Below are 1,667 nucleotides of genomic sequence, written 5' to 3' on the forward strand. Positions count from 1 at the left end.
TGAAGTGCCCCCCGTCAAGTAGACAGTATAATAAATAAAAATTGTTATGCGGCCTTAGCCCTGTATTCCATGGGGCTGAGGCCGTTTAGTTTTCTTTGTAGTCGTTCGTAATTATAGAATCGGATGTAGTCCTCAATGTCGTGTTCTAGCTGGTCATAAGTTTGGTATGCATACAGATAATACTTCTCGCATTTTAGAGTTCCCCAGAATGATTCCATGGGTCCGTTATCTATGCATCGACCTACTCGAGACATGCTCTGTTTCATGTCAGCTGCATCCAGCATTTCTTTATAGATTGTTGAGGTGTACTGGAAGCCACGGTCACTATGGAGCATTGGCTTACTGCAAGGCGCAGCTTCCAGTGCCAGTTGCAGCGTCTTAAATACAAGCGGATTATTATTGGAATGCCCCAATACAAAGGACACAATTGACTTATCATGAAGGTCGAGAATGGCACTTAAATAAGCTTTTTGTCCATGACCGTATTTGAACTCCGTCACATCCGTTACCCATTTCTCATTCGGCGCGGTTGCTTGGAATTCGCGATTCAGCAGATTCTCGGCCACATGCTGCGGCGTAGAACGTGGGTATTTCTTTTTCTTACGACGGATTACCGATTGGATCCCCTTGATCTTCATGAGGCGTAGCACGCGTTTGTAGTTAATTGGCTTCTTATACGTACTGGTCATGTGCAACGTGAGCTGACGATATCCAAAAGTGCCGTTAACTTTATTGTATATCGACATCATCAATGTCATAAGCTCCTGGTTCTCCAATTGTCGCGCGCTGGGCTTGTGTTTAAGCCATTTGTAGTAACTGCACCTGGGAATCCCCGCGACCTTGCACAGAAGCTGTATGCTGAGCGATTCAGCCTGCTTAACGGCTTGTATGGCGAGATAGACGTTCTCCTGTCGATGTCCGCTTAACGACGCCTCCTTTGGAACTCCTGTAACTTTTTTAAGAAGGCATTCTCCGCTCGTAGCCGCTCATTTTCGTACTCCAGCTTCTTCATAGCGAGCTTCTGCTGGTCGGTCTCCGTGAGTTCCTCAGGTGCCTTCGTACGCCCTCTACCATCTCGGAGCGCCTCCTGGCCACCTGTTTCGAACTTTCTGACCCAACCGTATACTTGCTGGTAGGATACCTTAAAATGGCTCGCCGCTTGCTTGTAGTCCTGTCCATTTGCAAGGCAGTACTGGACAATGTCTAGCCTCTCTTGCCACGTTGTAGAACGCCCTTTGGTCATAGCTGCCGTTCCCCCTGTATAGGTGCTTAAGCTGATATGACCATTATACTTCTTAATCCAACTGGCAAGTTGGGTTCGACTGGCGATCTTGTACTTATCGATAATTTGATACTGAGACAATTCGCCATCCAGATAATCCTTCACCGCTAGTCGCTTAAGCTCTGAGGAATAGCTGCGATTATGGGTGCGGATCTCTAATCCGTCGACACCATACAATTGATAAAGATGTCGCCATTTCACTAGCGTGGATCTATTCAAACCGAACTTTCTAACAGCAGCATTCATGCCTATTTGTCCACTTTCGATCTCTTGAATGATGGCTAATTTCTCTAAAGCTTTAAGTTTATTTTTGGACATGAAAATGCTCCCCTCACGACAAACAGGTTTTATTATTTCACCTGTCTACCGTGTGGGGAGCATATCA

At 46.0% G+C, this 1,667-nt stretch carries 1 protein-coding gene; it reads right to left on the reverse strand.

Translation table 11 applies throughout. The annotated features are described in order from the left end of the window. Positions 1 to 44: 44 nt before the first annotated feature. Positions 45 to 1,600 (reverse strand): IS3 family transposase gene (locus ACFQZG_RS27535; RefSeq protein WP_378157953.1). Its coding sequence is split into 2 segments (ribosomal slippage): positions 45 to 949 and positions 949 to 1,600, totalling 1,557 coding nucleotides; the frame shifts between segments, so codons are not numbered across the junction. Positions 1,601 to 1,667 lie beyond the last annotated feature (67 nt).

This window comes from Cohnella sp. GCM10027633, from assembly GCF_042675445.1.
Classification (GTDB): domain Bacteria; phylum Bacillota; class Bacilli; order Paenibacillales; family Paenibacillaceae; genus Cohnella.